The organism is Micromonospora krabiensis (assembly GCF_900091425.1).
GTDB lineage: Bacteria > Actinomycetota > Actinomycetes > Mycobacteriales > Micromonosporaceae > Micromonospora > Micromonospora krabiensis.
Genome location: NZ_LT598496.1, coordinates 4,003,920 through 4,021,865, shown reverse-complemented (window position 1 = coordinate 4,021,865; position 17,946 = coordinate 4,003,920). Strand labels below are relative to the sequence as shown.

General features: G+C 74.5%; 21 protein-coding genes. 16 read left to right on the top strand and 5 right to left on the bottom strand.

Annotated features, from left to right (window positions below; all coding sequences use genetic code 11):
• Positions 1-238: 238 nt before the first annotated feature.
• The 11 genes from GA0070620_RS18380 to GA0070620_RS18335 all read left to right on the top strand — a co-directional run bounded on the left by GA0070620_RS18380 (position 239) and on the right by GA0070620_RS18335 (position 8,942).
• Entirely contained in the window at positions 239-769 is a 531-nt protein-coding gene (locus tag GA0070620_RS18380) for a MaoC family dehydratase (protein ID WP_091592576.1), read from the top strand.
• 159 nt (positions 770-928) lie between these two features.
• On the top strand, positions 929-1,468 hold the full coding sequence (locus GA0070620_RS18375; RefSeq protein WP_172836456.1) for a hypothetical protein: 540 nt from the start codon (positions 929-931) through the stop codon (positions 1,466-1,468).
• A 59-nt stretch (positions 1,469-1,527) separates the two neighbouring features.
• Entirely contained in the window at positions 1,528-2,151 is a 624-nt protein-coding gene (locus GA0070620_RS18370; RefSeq protein ID WP_091592574.1) for a TrmH family RNA methyltransferase, read from the top strand.
• 168 nt (positions 2,152-2,319) lie between these two features.
• Complete coding sequence (locus GA0070620_RS18365) at positions 2,320-3,018, top strand: DUF6758 family protein (protein WP_331713192.1); 699 nt, start codon at positions 2,320-2,322, stop codon at positions 3,016-3,018.
• A 116-nt stretch (positions 3,019-3,134) separates the two neighbouring features.
• On the top strand, positions 3,135-3,293 hold the full coding sequence (locus GA0070620_RS32980) for a hypothetical protein (protein WP_007455302.1): 159 nt from the start codon (positions 3,135-3,137) through the stop codon (positions 3,291-3,293).
• 6 nt (positions 3,294-3,299) lie between these two features.
• Complete coding sequence (locus GA0070620_RS18360; protein WP_091592567.1) at positions 3,300-4,175, top strand: PH domain-containing protein; 876 nt, start codon at positions 3,300-3,302, stop codon at positions 4,173-4,175.
• A gap of 109 nt (positions 4,176-4,284) precedes the next feature.
• Complete coding sequence (locus tag GA0070620_RS33650; protein ID WP_231921837.1) at positions 4,285-5,148, top strand: SigE family RNA polymerase sigma factor; 864 nt, start codon at positions 4,285-4,287, stop codon at positions 5,146-5,148.
• Positions 5,145-6,413: a hypothetical protein gene (locus tag GA0070620_RS18350; protein ID WP_157741656.1), complete on the top strand. Its 1,269-nt coding sequence runs from the start codon at positions 5,145-5,147 to the stop codon at positions 6,411-6,413. Before GA0070620_RS33650 ends, GA0070620_RS18350 begins: the two co-directional genes overlap by 4 nt.
• A gap of 24 nt (positions 6,414-6,437) precedes the next feature.
• A complete protein-coding gene (locus GA0070620_RS18345) occupies positions 6,438-7,310 on the top strand; it encodes a PHP domain-containing protein (protein WP_091598953.1) in 873 nt (290 codons plus the stop codon).
• Between the two features lie 40 nt (positions 7,311-7,350).
• Positions 7,351-7,965 (top strand): MarC family protein, encoded by a 615-nt coding sequence (locus GA0070620_RS18340; protein WP_091592563.1) that lies wholly within the window; start codon positions 7,351-7,353, stop codon positions 7,963-7,965.
• Positions 7,966-8,099: 134 nt separating this feature from the next.
• On the top strand, positions 8,100-8,942 hold the full coding sequence (locus GA0070620_RS18335; RefSeq protein WP_407940027.1) for a RecB family exonuclease: 843 nt from the start codon (positions 8,100-8,102) through the stop codon (positions 8,940-8,942).
• Positions 8,943-9,115: 173 nt separating this feature from the next.
• On the opposite strand, the gene GA0070620_RS18325 is transcribed toward GA0070620_RS18335, so the two are convergent.
• Both GA0070620_RS18325 and GA0070620_RS18320 read right to left on the bottom strand, forming a co-directional pair.
• A complete protein-coding gene (locus GA0070620_RS18325; RefSeq protein WP_091592558.1) occupies positions 9,116-10,030 on the bottom strand; it encodes an oxygenase MpaB family protein in 915 nt (304 codons plus the stop codon).
• A gap of 71 nt (positions 10,031-10,101) precedes the next feature.
• The gene (locus GA0070620_RS18320) at positions 10,102-10,530 is read right to left on the bottom strand and encodes a Fur family transcriptional regulator (RefSeq protein ID WP_091592556.1); all 429 of its coding nucleotides are present in this window, start codon (positions 10,528-10,530) and stop codon (positions 10,102-10,104) included.
• A 210-nt stretch (positions 10,531-10,740) separates the two neighbouring features.
• On the opposite strand from GA0070620_RS18320, the gene GA0070620_RS18315 reads away from it, so the two are divergent.
• Positions 10,741-11,223: a DUF2231 domain-containing protein gene (locus tag GA0070620_RS18315; protein WP_091592554.1), complete on the top strand. Its 483-nt coding sequence runs from the start codon at positions 10,741-10,743 to the stop codon at positions 11,221-11,223.
• Between the two features lie 20 nt (positions 11,224-11,243).
• Here the strand turns inward: GA0070620_RS18315 and GA0070620_RS18310 are convergent, their stop codons facing one another.
• A complete protein-coding gene (locus GA0070620_RS18310; protein WP_091592552.1) occupies positions 11,244-11,615 on the bottom strand; it encodes a hypothetical protein in 372 nt (123 codons plus the stop codon).
• Between the two features lie 230 nt (positions 11,616-11,845).
• On the opposite strand from GA0070620_RS18310, the gene GA0070620_RS32975 reads away from it, so the two are divergent.
• Entirely contained in the window at positions 11,846-12,016 is a 171-nt protein-coding gene (locus GA0070620_RS32975; RefSeq protein WP_172836455.1) for a hypothetical protein, read from the top strand.
• Between the two features lie 83 nt (positions 12,017-12,099).
• On the opposite strand, the gene GA0070620_RS18305 is transcribed toward GA0070620_RS32975, so the two are convergent.
• On the bottom strand, positions 12,100-12,513 hold the full coding sequence (locus tag GA0070620_RS18305; RefSeq protein ID WP_231921836.1) for an FmdB family zinc ribbon protein: 414 nt from the start codon (positions 12,511-12,513) through the stop codon (positions 12,100-12,102).
• 7 nt (positions 12,514-12,520) lie between these two features.
• On the bottom strand, positions 12,521-13,189 hold the full coding sequence (locus GA0070620_RS18300) for a 5-formyltetrahydrofolate cyclo-ligase (RefSeq protein WP_091592549.1): 669 nt from the start codon (positions 13,187-13,189) through the stop codon (positions 12,521-12,523).
• 85 nt (positions 13,190-13,274) lie between these two features.
• On the opposite strand from GA0070620_RS18300, the gene GA0070620_RS18295 reads away from it, so the two are divergent.
• Genes GA0070620_RS18295 through GA0070620_RS18285 form a run of 3 tightly spaced genes read left to right on the top strand, consistent with a single transcriptional unit; the run spans position 13,275 to position 17,899 of the window.
• Complete coding sequence (locus tag GA0070620_RS18295; protein ID WP_172836454.1) at positions 13,275-15,647, top strand: GGDEF domain-containing protein; 2,373 nt, start codon at positions 13,275-13,277, stop codon at positions 15,645-15,647.
• Positions 15,648-15,656: 9 nt separating this feature from the next.
• The gene (locus GA0070620_RS18290; RefSeq protein WP_091592544.1) at positions 15,657-16,619 is read left to right on the top strand and encodes a UTP--glucose-1-phosphate uridylyltransferase; all 963 of its coding nucleotides are present in this window, start codon (positions 15,657-15,659) and stop codon (positions 16,617-16,619) included.
• Entirely contained in the window at positions 16,616-17,899 is a 1,284-nt protein-coding gene (locus GA0070620_RS18285) for a molybdopterin molybdotransferase MoeA (protein WP_091592542.1), read from the top strand. The genes GA0070620_RS18290 and GA0070620_RS18285 overlap by 4 nt, the downstream gene beginning before the upstream one ends.
• The last annotated feature ends 47 nt before the right edge of the window (positions 17,900-17,946 follow it).

The window sequence follows — 17,946 nt, the reverse complement described above, 5'->3', positions numbered from 1 at the left end:
GTGTTACGAAACAATAAATGTGAGCTGGATCTCTGTTCGAGCCGGACGGGTGTACGGCAGAATCTTCCGCATCAGAGCGTGGGCGGCGGGTGCCGGGGAGGGCCCCGCCGCTCATTGCGTCTCCCCCCAGGTGCGGCCGGTGTGACATTTCCGCGTGGCCCGCGCCCCGGCGGTCTCCTTAACCCTCGATAAGGCATGCTGTGCCGAACTTCATCGCCGTCCGTCGAAGGGGGCAAGGGTGCAGTTCGGCCGCTACTACGAGGAGTTCGAGGTCGGCGCGGTCTACCGGCACTGGCCGGGCAAGACCGTCACCGAGTACGACGACCACCTCTTCTGCCTGCTCACGATGAACCACCATCCGCTCCACCTGGACGCCCACTACGCCGAGTCGGCGAGCCAGTTCAAGCGCAACGTCGTGGTCGGCAACTACATCTACTCCCTGCTGCTCGGCATGTCCGTCCCCGACGTGAGCGGCAAGGCGATCGCCAACCTGGAGGTCGAGTCGCTCCGCCACGTCGCCCCCACCTTCCACGGCGACACCATCTACGGCGAGACCACCGTCCTGGACAAGCGGGAGTCGGCCTCCAAGCCCGACCGCGGCGTCGTGGCGGTGGAGACCCGCGGCTACAACCAGGACGGCACGATGGTCTGCGTGTTCCGCCGCCGGGTCATGGTCCCCAAGCGCGAGTACGCCGCCGCCGCCGTTCCCGCGGGCGTCGACCCGGAGCGGCCCAGCTTCCCCGAGCCGCGCCGACCCGACCCGCGCTGACCGGCCCGGGCAGAGCGGCCGCGCGCTGACCCGACCCGCCGGCTCCGGGACGAACCCGGGCCGGCGGCCGGGGGCGCCGCCGGGGTGGTCGGTGCCCTGGTGCGAGGCTCGGCCCGCCGTGTTCCGGTCGGATGGGGCCCTTTTCGCGATCCGGGGCATATGCTGGCGCCGGAGGTCCCCATGAGCCACTCCGTCGCCGGAGAGCCGCCCTCTGCCGGACGCCGCGCCGCACCGCTGACCACCGCCGTCTACTCGGCCGCCGAGTGGGATCTGCTCACCAGCCTGCCCGGCCGGGTCATCGTGGTCGCCGCCGCGCCCGGCCCGGGCCGGCCCCGCCGGGGCGTTTCCGAAGGACTCGCCGGCCTGGAGGCGGTGGCCGCGGGCCGCTCCTTCGACAGCGACCTGGTCCGCGCCGTGGTCTCCGCCATCTACGCCCGCCACGACGCCGGGCCGCCGACCGCCGGTGACGGGAGCGTGGACCTGGTGGACCTCCTCGCGTCCTGCCGGGCCGCGGTCCGGGTGCTCGACCGCCGGGCCGACCCGGCCGACTCCGCCGCGTACCGCCAGTGGGTGCAGTCGGTCGCCGCCCGCGTCTGCCGCCCCGTGCCGGCCGGCGGGGTGCTGCTCACCGGAATGGGGCCCGCGCCGGCCGACCGCCGGTTCCTCGACCGGCTCGGCGACGCCCTGGGCCTGCGCTGACCCGGCCCGCCGGAGGGCGTGGGCACGGCGCTTCCGACAGGTCGTACGCTCTCCGGATTGTGACCGGTGACCAGCTCGATGTCGGTGTGGGCCCCTGGGCGGGTGACCCGCCGGACGACCCGCGGTACGACCCGGAGCTGCTCGCCGAGGGAGACCGGCGCAACGTGGTCGACCGCTACCGCTACTGGCGGCGCGAAGCGGTCGTGGCCGACCTGGACCGCCGCCGGCACGACTTCCACGTGGCGATCGAGAACTGGCAGCACGACTTCAACATCGGCACGGTGGTCCGCAACGCCAACGCCTTCCTCGCCGCCGAGGTGCACATCGTGGGACGGCGGCGGTGGAACCGGCGTGGCGCGATGGTGACCGACCGCTACCAGCACGTCCGGCACCACGAGACGATCGAGGAGTTCGTGGCGTGGGCGGCGGGAGGCGACCTGCCGGTCGTCGGCATCGACAACCTGCCGGGTTCCCGTCCCCTGGAGACCACGACCCTGCCGCGGCGCTGCGTCCTGCTCTTCGGGCAGGAGGGCCCCGGCCTTTCGGACCCGGCCCGAGCGGCCTGCGACCAGCTCTTCTCGATCGCCCAGTACGGCTCGACCCGCTCCATCAACGCCGGGGTGGCCAGCGGCATCGCCATGCACGCCTGGATCCGGGCCCACGCGGGTCCACCTCCGGCCTGACCCGCCCACCAGCCGCCGGCCCCGGTCCCGCCCCGCCCTACCGCGACGAGCGCCGCCGGCCGGGACCTGCGCCGCCGGGCCGGGCGCGCACCGTAGCCGTGCGGCCCGGGCGGGTCGGAAACCGCCGCTCCGCTTGACGGTCCCGGCTCGCGGGGTGACGGTGGGGATGTGAGTGTCGCGGTGAGTTGCCCCAGATGCGGCGGCCCGGTCCGGCCACCGGACCTCATGCACAGCGAGACGCGGTGCGTGCGCTGTGGGCCGGTGTCGCCGCTGCACGTGCCGGAGCACATCGGAGCCGAGATCGTGGCCAGCGTGGTGGAACGGATCCTGGGCACGGCGGATCCGCCCCGGCGACGGCCCGCGCCGCTGTGGTGTCCGTGGCCGCTCCCGCCGGGGTGGACGATGACGGGCGTGGCCTACGCGGGCGACGACCGCACCGGCGTACGCGCCACCGCGGTCGCCTGCGCGGGCCCGGCGCCGCTCGGCGGCGGCCCGGCCGACCTGGTCTTCGTGGCCGAGGAGCCGGGCGTCGGCCTGGGCACCCGGCTCGCCGGCCTGGTCGGGCCGGATCCCGGGCCGGAACTCGCGGACGCCCTGACCGATCCCGGCCCGGGCCACCCCGAGCACGTCGGCCAGGCCCGCATCAGGGCGGCCGGACACCCTACTCCACTGTGGCTGGTGCACTCGCCGACGGATCGAAGCGCGTACGCCGGCGAGGCTCGGGGAATGTGGCTACATGCGATAGCCTGGCCGGCGAGCGCGGGGCATCTGCTCGCGGAGGACGTGGAGTTGCACGACCTGACCGAGTGGACGCCACCCGAGCTCGTGTACGGCGCACCGTCCCCGTATCTGCACGGGAGGGCTTGACAAGCCTCCCGGAATGACGGAGAACGGACGCAGATATTCACTGTACGACACCACACTGATACTCTGGGTGCCGCTGCGGTAATGGGACCCGGCGCCGCGCGAGAGGATGGCCCGCCATGGTCAAGAAGGTCCTCACCTGGGCCGGTATCGCATTCTTGATCTTCTTCGTCGCCTATCGGCCAAACTCCGCGGCGGATGTGTTCAAGTCGCTGGGCGGCGGGATCATGGACATCGCCCAGGGATTCGGCGACTTCTTCACCAGCCTCGTCGCCTAACCGTCGATGGGTAGCCCCTCCGGCCCACCGTTCGACCCCGACGACCCCGACCGGGAGCGCCGGGAGCGCGACACCGAGCCCATTCCCCGAGTTCCCCCGGACGAGGGGCCTGGCTACGGCTCCGGTCCCGGCCTCTCCGACGGTCCCTCCCTTTCGGACGACGTCGGCTACGGCGACGGCCCGGCCTATGCCGGTGAGGGCCGGTCCGGGCGGGCCTGGATCAACGACCCGGAGGCCGGCTACCAGTCGCCGATCATCTCCGAGGACGAGCTGGCCGGCCTGCGGGCCGACGCGGCGGGCAACGCCCCCCGGCGGGTGTTGCCGCTGGAGGACGAGCCCAGCTCGCTGGTCGCCCGCTACCTCTTCCCGACCGAGCGCTTCCGGGGCGAGTGGAAGCGGCACTGGATCCACCTCGCCACGCCGATCCTCATCGGCATCGCGGCGACCTTCGTCCTCGGCTACCTCTCCGGCTTCCTCGCCGGGCAGGACGTCGGGGCGCTCACGACCGTCGCGGTGCTGCTCTGGTTCGCGGTGATGGGCTGGGTGGCCTGGAAGGTAGCCGACTGGTGGTACGACCGCTTCATCCTGACCAACAAGCGGGTGATGGTGGTCAACGGGATCATCACCCGGCGGGTCGCCATGATGCCGCTGGTCCGGGTCACCGACATGAAGTACGAGCAGACCCCCAGCGGCCGGGCGCTCAACTACGGCACGTTCGTGCTGGAGTCCGCCGGCCAGGAGCAGGCGCTCCGGGAGATCAAGAATCTCCCCAACCCGAACGAGCTCTACCTGCGCGTCGTCGAAGAGATGTACGAGCCGCAGGCCGTCGAGGCCCGCTTGGGCAAGGAGCAGGACGAGGCCAAGGCCGATGACGGCGCATGACCGAATCGGTCCGAACATAGGATGAACTGAGCACCTTTTACCGTGGTCAGGTGCGTCCCGGCCATGGCAACCTGCCAGGACGGCCACGTCATGGGGGGGGTGAGCGGTGGTGGGCAGGGATCCACTGGAGGAGGAGTTCCGCGAGTTCGTCGCGGCTCGCTCCAGTGCGCTGCTGCGCACCGCCTATCTGCTGGCGGGCGACTGGGCGACCGCCGAGGACCTGCTCCAGACCGCGCTGACGAAGACCTACCTGGCCTGGAAGCGGCTCGGCGGGATCGAGGCGATCGAGCCGTACGCCCGACGTGTGATGGTCAACACGTCGACCAGCTGGTGGCGGCGGCGCTGGCACGGCGAGCGGCCCACCGAGGTGCTCCCGGAGCGGCCCGCGGCTGACGAGATCGAGCGGCAGCTCGACCGGGACCTGCTCTGGCGGCACCTGCGGGCGCTGCCCGCCCGGCAGCGCGCGATCCTGGTGTTCCGCTTCTACGAGGACATGTCCGAGGCGCAGACCGCCGCCCTGCTCGACATCTCGACGGGCACGGTGAAGAGCCAGACGTCCCGTGCCCTCGCCACCCTCCGGCGCCGGATGGGCGCCGAGGCCGCACTCGACCTGCCGGCCGCACCGGAGCCGGCGCCCGCGCCGCAGCGGCCGTCCCGGAGGATCCGGCCGGCCGTACCCTCGCAGCCACCGTCCGGGCCCGCCGGCACGACGCCCTTCGAACCGACCGTGACGCCGACCGACCCCGACGCCACGCCCGATGCCGCGCCGACGCCGGCCGCCACGCCCGCCCGCCGCACGCCCGCCCCGCGCACGGGCACGGGCACGGGCGGCGCGGGGGTCGGGGACCTCGCCGTCCCCGCGAACGCGCTCCTGAGCGTGACCGAGGAGGACGCACCCGTGCCCGCGGCCGCCTTCGGGGCGGCGACCGACGCCGGAGCCCGGGAAGTCAGCGCCACCGGGAAGCAGCGGTGAGCGGCAACCCGCGTCGGAGTGACAACCTGACCGACGCCCCGACGCGTCCATTCCACGTGACGCAGGACGAGCTGGAACGGGCGGTGCGGGAGTCGTTCTCCCGGCAGGTCGCGGTGCCCCGGCCGCCGGCCGTCGACCCGGCCGGTGTCGCCATCCGGCGGGCCCGCCGGGTCCAGCGCCGACGCACCGTCACCGGGCTGGCGATGGCCGCCGTCGCCACGGTCGCGGTCAGCACCGGGATCGCCCAGCTCACCGTCGACCAGAACCGGCCCACCCGGCCGACGGTGGTGCTCGGCGACCCGAACGCCAGCGGGCGGCCGGACGCCCTCCCGTCCGAGCCGGCGGGGCCCCTCGGGCCGCCGGCCGGAGTCGACATGATCGTCGGCGACGTCCTCACCAGCGCCAACGGTCAGCGGGTGCCCCTCGTCGGGGTCGGGCCGGCCGAGCGGGCCCAGCGGCTGCCCGACAACGCCGGTTGGCTGGTGGTCGGCGCCCCGACCACCGCCGGCCGTACGCTCTGGGCCGTCAGCCCGAAGGGCGTCGTCCAGGTGCTGCTGGCCGGCGCGGAAGCCATCGTGGTGTCCGGCGACGGCCGGGCCGTGGCCTGGCGCGACGGAGACGAGCTGTTCGCGGCCGGTGTCGTCAGCGCCCAGCTCATCGCGCCGGTGGGGACGCCGGCACCGGCCACGGCCCGACTGGTCGGGTTCGTCGGCGACGCCGTGCTGGTGCGGCTGACCGCGGACCGGCCCGGACATGTCCTGTGGTCCCCCGGGGCGGAGCTGCGCACGGAGCGGGCCGACCGGAAGAGCCTGCACCTCTACGGTGTGCTTCCCGACGGCCGCGTGGTCGCGCAGCTCGCCGCCGACAACTCCAGCCGTCCCTGTCTGGCCCTGCTCGACCCGAGCCAGGGCTTGGACCCGGTGAGCACCGGGTGCGGGCCGAACCTGAGCGGGGACGGGCTCGGCGCGGTCTCGACGGACGGGCGGTGGCTGCTGGTGAACGGCGAGCAGGGGCGCACGGCCAGCGCCCTGCTGGTCGACCTCGAACGGCTGGGCAGCGAGGCGGTCGAGACAGCCCACCCCGCCGGTCCGCCGGTCACCGGCGCGGTGATCTGGACGTCCGAGGAGGACGCGGCGTACGTGGACGCCGCGGGCCAGCTGATCCGGCTGCGGGTCGAGAACGTGGTGGGCGGCGGACGTGCCGAGGCGCACCCGGTGCCCGCGGCGGGGCCGACCAACCCTCCGGTGATCGTCAGCCGCTCCTGACCCCGATAGCGTCGGGCGGTGAGCTTGCCCACCCGCCCGCCGGTCCGCATCGACCTGCACACCCACTCCACCGCCAGCGACGGCACCCTCAGCCCGCCCGAGCTGGTCCGCGCGGCCGCCGAGGCGGGCCTCGGCGTGGTGGCGATCACCGACCACGACACGACCGCCGGCTGGGCGCCGGCGCTCGCCGCGCTGCCCCCGGGGTTGCGCCTGGTGCGGGGCGCGGAGATCTCCTGCCGCTGGTTCGGCGCCGAGTCGGCCGTCCCGCTGCACCTGCTGGCGTACCTCTTCGACCCCGAGCACCCCGACCTGGTCGCGGAGCTGGCCCGGGTGCGGGTCGCCCGGGAGCAGCGGGGAGAGCGGATCGTCGACCTGCTGCGTGCCGACGGCGTCGACGTCAGTTGGCCGGAGATCCTGGCCGGCGCGCGCGGCGGGACCGTGGGGCGTCCGCACATCGCGCAGGCGCTGATCCGGGCCGGCCTGGTCGCCAGCACCAACGAGGCCTTCGGGCCGGACTGGCTGGGGGAGCGCTACCGGTTGCCCAAGGAGGACATCGAGGTCTTCCACGCCGTCCGGCTGGTGCGCGCCGCCGGCGGCGTTCCGGTGTTCGCCCACCCCCGCGCCACCCGACGGGGCCGGGTGGTGCCCGACGAGCTGATCGCCGACCTGGCCGCGGCCGGGCTCGCCGGCCTGGAGGCCGACCACGAGGACCACTCGCCGGCGGAGCGGGCGCACGTCCGCGCCCTCGCCGCCGAGCTGGGGCTGCTGGTCACCGGTTCTTCCGACTTCCACGGCACGCACAAGACGGTCCAGCTGGGGGCGTTCACCACCGGGGTGGAGGCGTACGAGCGGATCGTCGCCGAGGCCGGCGGGGTGACCGAGGTCGCTTCCGGCTGATCCCCTGATCGCGCCAGAGCGGCGCCGATAAGTTGATCAGGTGGATCTGAAGCTCTTCGGCGAGGTCTTCGTGACCCTGCTGGTCATCACCGACCCGCCGGGCATGCTGCCGATCTTCGTCGCGTTGACCGGCCCGCTGCCGGCGCGGGACCGGCACCGGGCGGCCTGGCAGGCGGTGGCCCTGGCGCTCGGGGTAATCGTGATCTTCGCGGTGGCCGGGCAGACCCTCCTCGAATACCTGCACGTCGACCTGCCGGCGCTCCAGGCCGCCGGCGGGTTGCTGCTGGTGCTGGTCGCGCTGGAGCTGCTGACCGGCAAGGGCGACGAGCCGAGCGGCACGTCCACGTCCAACGTCGCGCTGGTGCCGCTGGGCACGCCCCTGCTCGCCGGCCCCGGGGCGATCGTCGCCACCATGCTCTTCGTCCAGCAGGCCGAGGGCGCCACCGACTACGCCGCGATCGCCGCCGGAATCATCGCCGTGATGATCGCCGTCTGGGTCGCGCTGCGCTTCTCCGGCGGCATCGTCAAGATTCTGCGGCCCGGTGGCATCGAGGTGCTCACCCGCATCGCCGGCCTGCTGCTCGCCGCCATCGCCGTGCAGCTCATCGCCGACGCGGTGGCCGCGTTCGTCACGCAGTACGTGAACATGGCCTGAGCGCCCCGCACCGGCTGTCGTACGTGGATGGCAGGATCCCAGGGGTGCGACGACCGACTCCCGCCGACCGGCCATCCTCCGGGCGCGCCCCCCGTCCCCGGCAGGCGCCGCCCGAGCAGCTCGGCTTCGAGGGCATGCCGGAGCGGCTCTTCGTCTGCACCCCGAGCAAACTGGGCACCTACGTCGACTGCCCCCGCCGCTACCGCTACGCCTACGTCGACCGCCCCGCCCCGCCCAAGGGGCCGCCGTGGGCGCACAACTCCCTCGGCGCGAGCGTGCACACGGCCCTGCGCAACTGGTATGCGCTGCCGCTCGACCGGCGCCGGCCCGAGGCGCTGGCCGGGCTGCTCCGCGGCACGTGGGTGCGCGAGGGCTACCGCGACGACGAGCAGGAGCGCGCGGCCTACCGGCGGGCGCTCGGCTGGCTGGAGGCCTACGTCGAAACCCTGGAGCCCGACGTCGACCCGCTCGGCGTGGAGCGGGTGGTGGCGGTCAAGACCGGCGTGCTGGCCTTCAACGGTCGCGCCGACCGGATCGACGCCCGCTCCGGGCCGGCCGGCCCCGAGCTGGTGATCGTCGACTACAAGACCGGCCGCAGCGGGCTCGACGCCGACGACGCGCGGGGCTCACAGGCGCTGGCGCTCTACGCGTACGCGGCGGAGCGGGTGTTCCGCCTGCCGTGCCGCCGGGTCGAGCTGCACCACCTGCCCACCGGCACGGTGGCCGGGCACGACCACACCGTCGAGTCCCTGGCCCGGCAGCTCGGCAGGGCCGAGGAGACCGCCCGCGACATCATGGCCGCCGAGCGGGCGGTCGCCGACGGCGCCGACCCCGACGAGGCGTTCCCGACCGAGCCGAGCCCTCGGTGCGGCTGGTGCGACTACCGGCGCACCTGCCCGACGGGCTCCCAACTGCCCGGCAAGGAGCCGTGGGCGGCGGTCGAGCGCACCGTCGAGTCGGAGTCCGGCGAGGTCTGACCCGGGGCGCTGGGCGACCACCGTCCGGCGACCGGCGCCTGACGACCACCGACCGGCGTCCAGGGTCCGGCGACCACCGACCACCGACTACCGACCACCGACCGGCGACCACCGACCGGCGACCCGCGTCTGGCGCCCGGGCGGCGGCCGGCGGGGTCGGCGGCCGGTGTCGGTCAGCTGGCGGTGGCCGGGGTCCGAGCCGCGATCGTGGCGGAGGCCGGCTCGGCCGATTCCGACGGTGCCCCCGCCCGGCGGGCGGCCCGCTCCTTGGCGGCCTGCTGCAACGGCCCCTCGCGCCAGCGGCGGGGCAGCGCCGTGAGTGCCAGGCGCAGCGCTCGCACGGTCAGGTCGGCCGACAGGTCGGTGCTGGGCAGCCCGAGGCCTCCGTACATCCGGCGGGCCCAGGCGGGCAGCAGCGCGAGGGCGGTGCCGGCGACGCCGAAGTATGCCCACCGCGGCGGCCCGAGCGTCAACCCGAGCCGCGCCGGCAGGCTCAGCTTCCACGGCAGCGGCGGCGCGGTGAGGAAGAGCGCCGTCTCGGCGGCCTCGCGGGTCATCCGCAGTTGCGGGCGTACGGCCCGGTAGTAGTCCGCCACCTCCGCCGCCGTGCCGGGCACGGTGGCCGGGTCGAGGCCGACCAGGGCGGCCGCCCGTCGCTGCTCGGTGTAGTAGCCGTCCACCTCCGCCGCGGAGAGCGGCAGCCCGGCCCGCCGGGCCGTGTCCAGGAACGACTCGACCTCCGCGACGTGCACCCAGCGGAGCAGGTCGGGGTCGTCGATGCGGAACCGCTCGCCGGTCACCGGGTCGGTGGCCCGGAGCCGGGCGTGCAACCGGCGCAGCCGCTCCCCGACCGCCTCCGCCTCGGCGGAGGTGCCGTAGACGGTCGTGCCGACGTAGGTCGCGGTGCGGACCAGGCGGCCCCAGGCGTCGGTGCGGTAGTCGCTGTTCTGCGCCACCCCGGCCATCGCGCGGGGGTGCAGCGCCTGCAGGTAGAGCGAGCGCAGGCCGGCGACGATCAGGATCGGCTCGTCGTGCACCTTCCACGTGACCGAACCCGGACCGAAGAGGCCGAGGTCATCGGAGTCCACGGATCCAGAGTGCCACGCCGCCGAGCGGTGCGGGCCACCCGTTCGCCGCGCACGGGGGGTTGCTCGCCGGATCAGGCGTCTGTGGCGCGGCGGGCCTGGCAGGCGGGGCAGAGCCCCCAGAAGGTGACCTCCGCCTCGTCGACCGCGAAGCCGTGCGTCGTCCGCGGATCGAGGCAGGGCGCCTCGCCCACCGCGCAGTCGACGTCGGCGATCTCCCCGCAGCCCCGGCACACCACGTGGTGGTGGTTGTCGCCGACCCGGGCCTCGTACCGGGCGGGGCTGCCGGCCGGCTCGATCCTGCGGGACAGACCGGCCCGGGACAGGGCGCCCAGGACGTCGTACACCGCCTGGGTGGACACCGAGTCGAGCCGTTCCCGTACGCGGCGGGTGATCTCGTCGACCTCCAGGTGGCCGCCGGCGGCGAGCACCTCCAGCACGGCGAGGCGCGGCCGGGTGACCCGCAGGCCACGCGACCGGAGCAGCTCCTCCCCAGCGGACATGGGCCAATGACAGCACGGGAGACGGGCGTCGACAACCGGTCGAGGGCCGGAGCGGAGGCGTCGGCCTGGGTCGGGGCCGGTGGCTCCGGGCGCGGGCCGGGGCTGAACCGGATCCGGACAGCGTGCGTGTAGCCGGACGAGAGCCTGGGTGCGCCGGCCGGCGCACCGTAGGCTGGCAAGCCGCGATCGTGACCCTTACCGGAGGTACCGATGTTCGAGCAGATCCAGGGCCTGCCGATCCACGTCCTGGTGGTGCACGCGGTCGTGGTGTTCGTGCCGTTGCTCGCGCTGCTCGCCGTGGCGTTCGTCGCCCTGCCGCGCTGGCGGCGGCGGTTGGATTGGGCGGTCGGCATCCTGGCCGTGCTCGCGCCGGTGACCGCGTTCGTCGCCGTCCAGTCCGGCGAGGCGCTCACCGACGCTCTGGTGGCGCGCGGCTTCCAGGGGCCGATCCTCGATCAGATCTTCGAGCACTCCCGGTACGGCGACATCCTGTTCCGGCTCGTGCTCCCGCTCGGCATCGTGGCTCTCCTGCTGCTGGCGGTGACGAGCGGCCACCCGCGGGTGCCGAGGCTGCCCGCGCTGGTCACCCCGGTCCTGTCGGTCGCGGTGGTCGCGCTGGCGATCGCCTCGCTGGTGTACGTCGTCCTGACCGGGCACTCGGGTGCCGAGACCGTGTGGGGGACGACGCTCTAGTCGTCGCAGGCGCCCCGACGTCAGAAGATCAGTCGGGAGCAGAGCAGGCAGACCAGGGCCACCAGCACCACCCCGGCCACCGCGCCGAACCCGTACGTGACCCGCTGGGCCCGCTGCTCCGCCGCGTCCAGGGCCGCCATGTCCTGGGTCGGCAGTTGCCGGGGCGGCGCCGGTTGCACGTGCAGGGGAGGGCGCCAACCGGCCGGCGGCGGCACGCTCGGCGGGGGACCGGCGTAACCGCCGGACGTCCCGCTCCCGGACGGACCGCTCGGGGAGAGCCCGCCCGGGGGCCGGGTGGTGGCCTCGTCGGCCTGCGCGGGCTGCCCTTCGGCGTCGCTCGGAGGCCGCCGCCAGTAGTCGTCCGGAGAACTGCCGCCGCTGGGGGTCGTCACGCCGTCCGACGCTACCAACGCCGGCACTCCGCAACCGGCGGACGCGACCCCTCTTCCCGGAAACACCCCGCCCGATCGGCACGCCTGGACACCCAGGTGACCACTACGTCACGGAAAGAGGCCCCTCCCGCCGCCGGTGATCCGGGGCGGGTGGCGGCTGGCCGTGGTTGACGGCCGGCGGCGGGCCGGTGCCGGGGTGGCGGGAGCCTTCTGCGCTAACCTTGCGGCTCGTGAGCACCGACGACCCGGGAACCCGCGGCGACGAGGACCGCACCGTCGATCTGAGCGACGACGTACTGCCCTCGCAGACCGCCGACGACACCGATCGTGGGTGGGGTGAGTGGTCCGGCGGCGGCAACGACGACTGGCTGCTCGCCGAGCGCCCGCCGCACTGGGAGTGACCTCCGGTCAGTTTGTGGACAACGGGCCGCCCTGTGGACAACTTCCACATGACGGCCCGTTGGGACAGCCGGAATCCTCGGCGTCAGGACGAGGAGCTACTGCTGCTGGCAGCAGCGGCCTTGCCCGCGCCGCCGCCGGACGAGCCGCCGGACGAGCTCGCGGACCCGTTCGACGAGGACGTCGTGGCGGACGTCGTCGAGCCGGAGGACGACTCGGTCTTCGCCGGCTTGCTGGTGGTGGTGCTCGACGAGCTGTCCGAGCCGGACGAGCGCGAGTCGGTGCGGTAGAACCCGGAGCCCTTGAACACGATGCCGACCGAGTTGAAGACCTTGCGCAGCCGCCCCTGGCACGCCGGGCACTCGGTCAGCGGCGCGTCGGAGAACGACTGCACCGCCTCGAGCTGCTGGCCGCACGCGGTGCAGGCGTACTGGTACGTGGGCACGTTCTCCTCCGGATCAGAATCGGCCGGTTGGCACTCGACGTCTTCGAGTGCCAATGGTGCGTCATGCGCCCCGGGTTCGTCCAGCGGACGTGTGGGGCGCGACACCCTGTCCGGCGGCGTCAAGCGTACGCAGGCCGTCGGCCGGGGTGACCACCGCGCTGACCGGGCGGTCGTGCGGCTCGGCCGGTACGGCTGGCACCAGCTCACCGTCGTGCAACGGCACCACGGTCAGCGCTGATTCCCGGACGCGGGCGAGCGCCCGGTCGTACGAGCCGCCGCCCCGGCCCAGCCGCAGCCCGCGCCGGTCGACCGCGAGGGCCGGCACCACGAGCAGGTCGACGTCGGTGATCACGCTCGGCCCGAGTCGGGGCCCCGTCGGCTCGCGCATGCCCCGGCCGGCGGCGGTGAGCGTGTCCGGCCCGGCGTACCCGGCCCAGTCGAGATCCAGGTCGGGGCGGAGCACGGGCAGCAGCAGTTCGCCGCCCGGGGGGAGCGCCGCGTGCAGCACGTCGGGCAGCTCCGGGCCGCCCGGTTCGGAGCCGACCGGCACGTACGCCGTCATCCGGATCGGCCGCAGCCGGCGTACGAGCGCGACCAGCTCGGCCTGGACGCGGGCAGCGGCTTCCGCCCGGTCCGCGGCGGTCAGTCGCCGGCGGTGAGCGAGCAGCGCGACACGCATGTCGCGTTTAGCCACATGAGTCACTTCCGCTTCATCAGAAAATTCCGGCACGCAACACTCCTGACGCAACGCCGCTCCCATGGTTGCTCTGTGTCAGCATCGCAGCATCGGAGGCGGAACTTCCGGGGGGAACCGAGTGACGCTACGCGGGCGGTTGACGGCGGCCTTCCTCGCGGTGGTGCTCGGCCCGGTCCTGCTCGGCGCCCTCTTCGTCGCCTCCACCATGAACGCGGTGGACCGCGGCCGCTCGACCGAGCGGCTGGCCGTGGCGGCCGCGACCGTGCGTACCTCTGTCGACGCCCTCTGTCAGCAGCTCCGCGCCGCCGCCGACGCGGTCGCGCTCGCCGGCCCCGACGCGGCAGGCGCGGCGGGACAGGTGGTCAGTCGAGGGCTCGCGGCCGCCGTGGTGGTGCGCGACACGGCCGATCAGACCACCTACGCCACGCCCGGCGGGCCGCCGCCCCCGTGGCGGGAGTGCGCCGACGCCGCGCCGGCCGGTGGCCCGGTCGGCGCTCTGACCGCCAGGGTGGACCTGCGGGACCGCGCGGGCACGACACTCGGCACCGTCACCACGGCGCAGCCGATCGACCCGGCGTTCGTGGCCCGGCTGGCCGCGGTGACCGGGGTCGCGGTCACCCTGCTCGACGACGGCACCGGGCCCGCAAGGGTCACCCACACGACCGAGTCGCTGGAGGTACGCGACGCGGTGCTGGCCGCCGCCGGTGCGCTCGACGGGGAGCGGGTGCGCAAGACGGAGGACGGACGGTTCGTACGCCGGATCGGGCCGTCGTCCGGGCAGCCGCTGCCGCTGGTCCTCTCGGTGCCGAGCGAACAGCCTCCCGGTCTGGACACCGCCCTGGTCGTCGCGGTGCTGCTCGCGGCGCTGCTCGCCGTGCTGGCGGCCTGGCGACTGGCCCGGGTCACCACCCGTCCGCTGGTCGAGTTGGCCACCGCCGTGGACCGCGTCGCGCACGGCGACCTGAGCGCCCGCGTCCCGGTCCGGACGCGCGACGAGGTGGGTCGGCTGGCCGACGCGTTCAACCGGATGACCCGGGAGACCGGCTCCTACGTGGCGGCATTGACGAGCAGCCGCGACCAGTTGCGCGGCCACCTGGCGGTGCTCGGCGACACCCTGGCCAGCACCCACGACCTGCAACGCATCCTGCGGGTGATCCTGCACAGCGCCATCGCGGCGACCGGGGCCCGGGCCGGTGCGGTGCTGCTGGTCGACTCCGGCGACATGCTCGTGGCCCAGTGCGCCGAAGGCCTCGACGGACGCTGGCCGGACGGCGAGGCGCCGGCGACGCTCCGGGTTCCCGTCGGCAGCGGCGTGCTCGGCGCGGTCGCGGCGACGGGCGAGCCGCGGTGCGGGCGGATGGAACCGGCCGACGTGCCGCCGGGTGAGCCGGGCTGCCGCACGTACGTCGCCGTGCCGTTCGCCGCCCCCACCGGGCCCGGCCTCTCCAGCCCGGCGGCCGGCGGCCCAGCCACGGACGACGCGCCGACCGCCGAGCTGCCCAGCGGGGTCGGGTTCGCCCTCGCGGCGGAGGGCGGTGGGGCCGTCACCACCCTCGGCGTGCTGGCCCTCTACGACCGGCTGGGCGCCGACGAGTTCGACGAGGACGACCTGGTCACGCTGCGCACCTTCGCCGGCCACGCGGCGGTGGCGGTCGACAACGTACGGGTGCACGAGGAAGCGCAGCGACTCTCGCTCACCGACCCGCTGACCGGACTGTGGAACTACCGCTACCTGCGCGAGTCGATCCGGCGCGAGGTGGAGCGGGCGAGCCGCTTCCGCCGGATGCTCAGCGTCCTGGCCCTGGACCTGGACCGGTTCAAGGACGTCAACGACACCTACGGGCACGCGGCCGGCGACACGGTGCTCGCCGAGTTCGCCCGCCGGGTACGCGGCGAGATCCGCGAGGTCGACCTCGCCTTCCGCCAGGGCGGCGAGGAGTTCGTGCTGCTGCTGCCGGAGACGGACGCGCGGGGCGCGGCGATCGTCGCGGAGCGACTCGGCGCCGCCATCCGGGACACCTCGGTCCCGGTCGAGACGCACAGCGGTGCCACGGTGCCGGTCCGGGTGACCGTCTCCATCGGCATCGCCGTCTACCCCGACCACGCCAGCACCGGCCAGCAGGTGCTGGAGGCGGCCGACGACGCGCTCTACGCCGCGAAGGCCGCCGGTCGGGACACCTACCGGGTGAGCCCCAGTCGGCAGCTCGCGGCGATCGAACTGCCGGTGCCGGCGGGGGCGGTAAGCCCACCGGACGGCCTGCCCCGGGCGGGTCGCGCCGCCGCGCCCACCCGCCTCGCGTCCGCGTGCGCGGCGGACGCCGCGTCTCCCGTCGAGGCGGCACACGCCGAGGCGGAACCCGCCGGTGAGCCGCTCGGCCCGGCGCTCACCGGCCCGGACGTCGCCCGGGCCGGCCCCGGTTCCCCGCGGTCGTCCCCGGCGGGCGGCGCGTCTTCCGGGCCACACCCGCCGCGGCAGAGCCGTGGCCGATAGTCTCGCGACATGTCGGAGCACTCAGCGAACTCCTCACCGGCGGCCGCCGCGACCGGCCGCTCCCGCGCGGTCAAGGCCGTCATCCCGGCGGCGGGCCTGGCCACCAGGTTCCTCCCCGCGACGAAGGCGGTGCCCAAGGAACTGCTGCCGGTCGTCGACCGGCCGGTCCTGCAGTACATCGTCGAGGAGGCCACCCAGGCGGGCATCAACGACGTGCTTCTGATCACCGGACGGGGCAAGACCTCGATGGTGGACCACTTCGACCGCCGCCCCGACCTGGAAGCCCGGTTGGAGGAGAAGGGCGACGAGAAGACACTCGCGGCCGTGCGCCGGCCCAGCGAGCTCGCCGAGATCTACACCTGCCGGCAGCCCGAGCAGCTCGGCCTCGGCCACGCCGTCGGCTACGCCGAGTCCCACGTCGGCGACCAGCCCTTCGCGGTGCTGCTCGGTGACGAGTTCGTCAAGCTCGACGAGCCGCTGCTGCCGGCCATGTTGGAGCTGCAGGCCCGCACCGGCGGCGTGGTGCTGGCGTTCTTCGAGGTCGACCCGGCGGAGACCAAGCGCTACGGCATCGCGTCGGTCGAGCCGGCCGAGGCCGAGCTGACCGACATCGGCGAGGTCGTCAAGGTCACCGGCATGGTGGAGAAGCCCAAGCCGGAGGACGCGCCGAGCAACCTGGCCGTGCTCGGCCGTTACGTGCTTCCCGGCCGGATCTTCGACGCGATCCGCCGCACCGAGCCGGGCAGCGGCGGCGAGATCCAGCTGACCGACGCGATGGAGCTGCTGCGTACGGAGGGAACGCCGGTCCACGCGATCGTCTACCGGGGCACCCGCTACGACACCGGCATGCCGCTGGGTTACCTCCAGACGGTGGTGCAGATCGCCGTCGAGCGGGAGGACCTTGGCGCCGAGTTCCGCAAGTGGCTGGTCGAGTTCGTCAACTCCGACGCGTCGGGTGGATCTGGTACATGACCGCGACGGCCGACGCCGAGGCGGCCGCGAACGAGTTGACGCCGCTCGCCGACTACCTGGGCAGCGTGCTGCGCAGGTTGCGCGCGCTGCCGCCGCTCGACCTCGACCTCACCCAGGCCCACGGCAACGTCCTCGCCGAGGACGTCGTCGCGCCGCACGCCTTCCCGGCCTTCGACCAGGCCGCCGTGGACGGTTACGCGGCCCGGTGGGAGGACATCTCCGGCGCCGGTCGGGCCGCCGGCGGTCGGGCCGTACGCCTCAATGTGGTCGGTGACCTCGGCGCGGCGAGCTGGCGACCGGTCCGGCTCACCCCCGGCTCGTGCTTCTCGGTGGCCGCCGGTGCCCCGTTGCCGGTGGCCGCCGACGTCGTGGTGCCGGTGGAGTGGACCGACCAGGGCATGGCCGCGGTGGAGATCTACCGCACCCCCAAACGGGGGTACGGCGTCCGCCGGGCCGGGGAGGAGCTACCCGCCGGGACGCTGCTCGCCCGGGCCGGCACGTACGTCTCCCCGGCGCTGGTGGCGGTCTTCGCCGCCACCGGCATCGGGCACGTGGTGGTGCGACCCAGCCCGCGCGTGGTGATCGTGGCGACCGGTGACGAGTTGGTCGACGTGGGCCGCGGCAGCCAACCGGGCCAGGTGGTGGACGCGAACTCGCACGCGTTGACCGCGGCGGCGGCCGAGGCGGGCGCGTTGGCCTACCGGGTCGGGATCTGCGACGACGACCCGGAGGGGCTGCGGGGGCTGCTGGAGGACCAGACGCTGCGCGCCGATCTGATCATCACCACCGGTGGCACCGGCACCGGCCCGGGAGACATGGTCCGCCGGATCCTCTCCCGCCGGGAGGGCGGCCGGGCGGGGCCGGTCACGTTCACCGACGTGGCGCTCTACCCGGGGACGGCACTCGGCTTCGGGACGGTCGGGGCGGAGGAGGTGCCGGTGGTCTGCCTGCCCGGCGACCCCGGCGCGGCGCTGATCGGCTTCGAGGTGCTGGCCCGCCCGGCGATCCAACTGCTGGCGGGCGCCGAGCCGGTGTTCCGGCCGAGCGTCCGGGCGCACCTGCTGGAGACCGTGTCGTCGCCGGGTGGGCTGCGCGAGTTCCGCCCCGCGCACGTGGCCGAGCGGCGCGGCGGCGGCTACACCGTCCAGCCGTTGAGCGGCGGCCCGTTCACGCTCGCCGGCCTCGCCGAGGCGAACGGCCTGCTCGTGCTCGGCGAACGGGTCACCACGGCCGCGGCCGGCTCCACCGTGGACGTCCTGCTGCTGGACCGTCGCCGGTGAGCGGTCCCGGGCCGGACCGGCACGAGGCGGATGGGGCGGTACGTGGG